The sequence below is a fragment of the Nostoc sp. CHAB 5715 genome (genome assembly GCF_020829685.1).
Taxonomy (GTDB): Bacteria; Cyanobacteriota; Cyanobacteriia; order Cyanobacteriales; family Nostocaceae; genus Nostoc.
Map to the genome: position 1 here is coordinate 1 of NZ_JAIVFR010000590.1, position 4834 is coordinate 4834.

The following is a 4834-nucleotide window of genomic DNA, read 5'->3' on the forward strand; positions in this document are numbered from 1 at the left end:
CGTCTTGGGCGAGGATGGGAATGACAGCCTGTTTGGCGGGGCTGGCAATGACCAAGTCGAAGGAGGAGAAGGCGATGATACCCTCCGTGGCGGGGTCGGCAATGACACTCTCCTTGGAGGGCCTGGAAATGATGTCCTCATAGGCGTTGATACTAACGGTTCTGATTCTCCTGGATTAGGGGAGGTTGATACCCTAACTGGAGGGCCTGGGGAAGATCAGTTCTTACTTGGAGATGCTACTAATGTCTTCTATAACGATAACAATGGTGCAAGTAATGGTCTTGCAGACTACGCTACCGTCAGTGGCTTCAACTCCAACGAGGATACAATCCAGCTCAAAGGAACACTGGCAGACTATCGCTTGCAGACTGTGGGAGCCAATACAAGTGTATTTCTGGACAACTCAGGAGAGCTAGATGAACTCGTTGGTGTTGTGCAAGCGTCGTCTCTGAGGCTTGATAGTGACGACTTCCTGTTCTACGAAGAAGAAGATGCTGGACAAGGGACAAACAACACACTAGCCACTGCTGAGGGGCTAGGTACTTTAACATCAGGTTTAGAAGTTAATACCTCTGCTCAGCTGGCAAGACTTCCAGGGAACAATCCTGATTTCGACTTTTTCACATTTTCTTTAGCTAACCGAGGAACTGTGACTATTAGCACGCCGAATTACAGTGGTACCTTTCCAGTTCTCGGCCTATTTAATAGTGCTGGGAACTTACAGAGTTCCAGTACTTCTCAATCAATCACCGCTTCACTAGGGGCAGGTACTTACTCCATTTCAGTAAGTGATTTTGATTACTTCCCTCAAAATGGCGGAACTTTCAGTTCTGGCTTTTTTGACCCTGGTTCTTATACGCTAGGAGTCACTGTAGCCTAAAGACAAATGGTACTAAGAAAAGCGGAAACAGTTGCCAATTAAGAAGTTTGCAGTTGTTTACGTAATTCTTGTCGAGGTTTTGTCATGAAGGGGTAAGCTTTGGGGCGGCGTTTTTGAACTCGTGGTTCCCTGCGTGCGGGACGGTCAGTAACGACTTTGTGAACGATAATTTTGATTGCTTCGTATACACTCGACCACTGCCGTCGAAACACAGGAGATACTGATAGTTCTGCAAATGAATAAACACTACGTGTTACTAACACTGCATCCATCAAATCAAATAAGGCATCTTTGGCTTTGCCCAGGATAGTGTACACACCTGTGCGAAATTGTTTAAGCTTTTCTAATGTCATGGTCAAGCTGTTAAGATTTTTCCTTTTATCAGCATTGACCAATTTGCGGTCAGTTCAACATCGCTGACTGCTTTTTCTTTTCAGGGATTTTTCTCCTGATTAAATATGTTCTTTTTTTGACTATCTTTCTCTAAGTGTTCTTTTCTCAGCATTAGTATTTAGTCTAAACTCCAGATTTTAAAATTTAGATGCTTGCCAATTAGGATTGATCAGACTTGTCATAATATGATCTTCCCATTGCCCATTAATTAATAAATAATCTCTAGCATATCCTTCAATGACAAAACCGAGTCTTTTGAGTACATTGCCACTGCGCCGATTGTGAGGCATATAATTAGCCATGACTCGGTGAAAATTTAACTCTTCAAAAAGATATTGAGTAGCAGCTTTTAGCCCTTCTGTCATATATCCTTTACCTTGTTTACTTTCAGCAAGGCTATATCCCACATAGCAAAAATGAGCGACTCCTCGGACAAAATTACTAAAATTTACAGTTCCAATAATTACAGTTGGGTTTTTTTTGGTAAAAATAAATAGCTTTAACGATTGACCATTGATAAATTCCAGAAAATTGTTCTCTATCTGATACTGCCAATACTCTTGGGTGAAAAAACCATCAGCCCAAAGAGGGTAAAATGGAGTGAGATAGGTTTTGTTATGAATAAAGTATTTGAGAATTTGGGGTATATCTTCATGGATAGCCGCTCTTAAGAACAGGCGATCGCTTGTAATTAGTGGCAGTTCGGATATCATAGACTACTTGATTAACAGAATGTCTTGCAACCAGATTCTCTGGACTTTGTAAGTTTTTTCATGCCTGCGGTAGTGCAGTGGAATTTTTTTTCAAATACTTGCACTGTTAGGGTCAATATTATTAATAGCGATCGCCTTGGCCGTGTTAAAGAATATGGGCGTACAGCCAGGTGGCATAGCAGTTTTTATATTGGCTTATATGGTGAACCAGCGCTGTAGAGCGTTTCCCTCCGTAGGCGACTGGTGTTAGCGTAGCGTTAGCGACGTAGGAGCGTCACCCGAAGGGTCAGCCCCTTCGGGGAATTCAAAATTCAAAACTTGTACTGAGCGTAGCCGAAGTATTCAAAATTCACGCATTACAATCCCCATAAATAAATTTAGGGGCTTGAAAACTTGGACTTTTTGGCGTTAAAGCTGAAGCATCGCGGCACAATTGTTTTTATATTTTCCATAAATGAATTTAGGGGCTTGTATCCTTTTTGTCTTCGGTACAGCGACAACTATCGGTGTGAATTCAGCCATAGCAGCGGGATATCGCTTTGCCCGAGTAGAAGGCTATGTCTACCCCGCAAATAGGTGTTCTAAATAAATTAATGCCAAAATTTGTAATTACTCATCATTCGTATAATTGAGAATAAGTTTGATCAAATAAGGAATAGTGGAGAAGATGGTAGTCGTTTTCACTATCCCTTTTGTTGTTTCAAAATTTCTTTCAAGATTGGTAACTTTTAAAGTATACGGTTTAGTTTGCCCTTGATGTCAGCTACCCTATATTTACCTGATTTTGCCAAAAACGCTACGTTTTCGCTTTACTTCTAATTCATAGGGTGAGTATTTTTACTGGTAATCTGCCATTCAACCAAAATCTTGATAAGCTGATGTCTAATATCTAGAGCCAAAGGATTGAGAGCAAATGGGTGATAAAGCACAGTGCGCGGCATAACTTCGATGAAATCGCTTTGCCCAAACGCTGTACCGCAGGAGATTCAACCAAAAGATAGCTCAAGATTTAACCCAGTCTACAAGAAGGATAGTGATGTGGTGGGAATACGCTACGATTGGCAGGAATTAGAGATTCGGGCGATATACAACACGCCATTGCTAGAGCTTATTTATCAAGCTGCTAGCGTGCATCGCCAATATCATGACCCAACAAAAATACAAGTTTGTAAGCTTATATCTATTAAAACGGGAGGTTGCCCAGAAGATTGTAGCTACTGTGCTCAATCTTCCCGCTATAAAACAGAGGTAAAGGCGCAAGCACTTCTAGAAAAGGAAACGGTAGTTAACATCGCCCAGAAAGCGAAAGAAACTGGTGTTAGTCGCATCTGCATGGGTGCTGCTTGGCGGGAAGTGCGGGATAACTCACAATTTGAGGAAGTCTTGGAAATGGTCAAGGATGTAACCGCAATGGGTTTGGAAGTGTGTTGCACTCTAGGTATGTTGACAGCAAATCAGGCTAGGAAATTGGAAGAAGCAGGACTTTACGCCTATAACCATAACTTAGATACCTCACAAGAATATTACAGCACAATTATTACCACAAGAACTTATAGCGATCGCTTGAACACAATTGAAAATGTCCGTCAGACAAATGTTACTGTATGTTCCGGCGGTATCCTTGGTTTGGGCGAAACTGTCGATGACCGGGTTGGGATGTTACAAACTCTGTCAAACTTACATCCGCATCCAGAGTCCGTACCAATTAATATTCTTTCACAAGTACCAGGCACACCCTTAGAAAATCAGCCTGATGTTCCCATTTGGGATATTGTGCGGATGATTGCCACAGCCAGGATTTTAATGCCAGCTTCTGATGTGCGTCTTAGTGCGGGTAGGGCTAGACTTTCTCAAGTTGAACAAGCTTTTTGCTTTATGGCAGGAGCTAATTCTATCTTTTCTAGCGACGATAACAAGATGTTGACAGTGACTACTCCCTGTCCAGATTACGATACTGACCGAGAAATGCTAAATTTACTTGGTTTGGGAATGCGATCGCCTTCCCAAAGGCAAGAGAAAGTGACAAGTCCGCCTGTTGTATGCGAGGAGAGGAATGAGGATTAGTGATGCGTTAGCTAACCAGGAATGTATATTTGTCATTAGTCATTTGTCATTAGTCATTTGTCACTTGTACTGAGCGTAGTCGAAGTATTAGTCATTTGTATTTAAAAGGAGAGATGACCATTGACTGCATGAGTGTCTTAACAATTGCAATGTACAATCTAGACGCGCATCAGCTTAGTAAATGATTGTCTCCAGTTCCTTTTACCTGAGGCAGCAATTGGATTGGCTTAACCTACAATCTGCGATCGCCTAAGTTGAGCTTTGCCTACGCACTCCCCAACAAACTGAAGTGGTCTACCTCGTAACGGGAGCGGTCTACCTCGTAACGGGAGCGGTCTACCTCGTAACGGGAGCGGTCTACCTCGTAACGGGAGCGGTCTACCTCGTAACGGGAGCGGTCTACCACGTAACGGGAGCGGTCTACCTCATAACGGGAGCGGTCTACCTCATAACGGGAGCGGTCTACCTCGTAACGGGAGCGGTCTACCTCGTAACGGGAGCGGTCTACCTCAATTAGTGATTAAATACCGAAAAATTATTCGTATCATCTGAAAATTTTATAAGAAAGGCTAGCTGAAAACCCTTGAGAAACAGCGCGGAGTCGGAGACACTCCGCCTCCGAACACAGTTGCGTATTTCGTACTTTAGGCTGCGTGTTGAAAGCTTTCGGGCGGCGTTTACGCCTGAGTCAATATATAGTACAATAGTCCTATCAGTACAAGATTTAAAAACCTACCCCCGGACTGGGGGAAAGTCTACGCCCAAAACATTCTTTGAGGAGATA

At 42.8% G+C, this 4834-nt stretch carries 5 protein-coding genes; 3 read left to right on the forward strand and 2 right to left on the reverse strand.

Annotated features, from left to right (window positions below; translation table 11 throughout):
* Positions 1-880, forward strand: an 880-nt coding sequence (locus LC574_RS38275; RefSeq protein ID WP_267871692.1) for a calcium-binding protein, incomplete at its 5' end; no start/stop codon positions are given.
* A 38-nt stretch (positions 881-918) separates the two neighbouring features.
* Here LC574_RS38275 and LC574_RS26760 read toward each other — a convergent pair.
* Both LC574_RS26760 and LC574_RS26765 read right to left on the reverse strand, forming a co-directional pair.
* Positions 919-1233 carry a hypothetical protein gene (locus LC574_RS26760; protein ID WP_229456657.1) on the reverse strand — a complete coding sequence of 105 codons (315 nt, stop codon included), beginning with the start codon at positions 1231-1233 and terminating at the stop codon, positions 919-921.
* Positions 1234-1410: 177 nt separating this feature from the next.
* Entirely contained in the window at positions 1411-1986 is a 576-nt protein-coding gene (locus LC574_RS26765; protein WP_229456665.1) for a GNAT family N-acetyltransferase, read from the reverse strand.
* A gap of 1038 nt (positions 1987-3024) precedes the next feature.
* On the opposite strand from LC574_RS26765, the gene bioB reads away from it, so the two are divergent.
* Together bioB and LC574_RS26775 are read left to right on the forward strand one after the other, a co-directional pair.
* Positions 3025-4050 (forward strand): biotin synthase BioB, encoded by a 1026-nt coding sequence (bioB, locus tag LC574_RS26770; RefSeq protein ID WP_229456667.1) that lies wholly within the window; start codon positions 3025-3027, stop codon positions 4048-4050.
* A 289-nt stretch (positions 4051-4339) separates the two neighbouring features.
* Entirely contained in the window at positions 4340-4567 is a 228-nt protein-coding gene (locus LC574_RS26775) for a hypothetical protein (protein ID WP_229456666.1), read from the forward strand.
* The last annotated feature ends 267 nt before the right edge of the window (positions 4568-4834 follow it).

Bases quoted from the DNA above. Each gene is read 5' to 3' on its own strand.
- LC574_RS26760 (WP_229456657.1), bottom strand. From the start codon at position 1,233: ATGACATTAGAAAAGCTTAAACAATTTCGCACAGGTGTGTACACTATC.
- LC574_RS26765 (WP_229456665.1), bottom strand. From the start codon at position 1,986: ATGATATCCGAACTGCCACTAATTACAAGCGATCGCCTGTTCTTAAGA.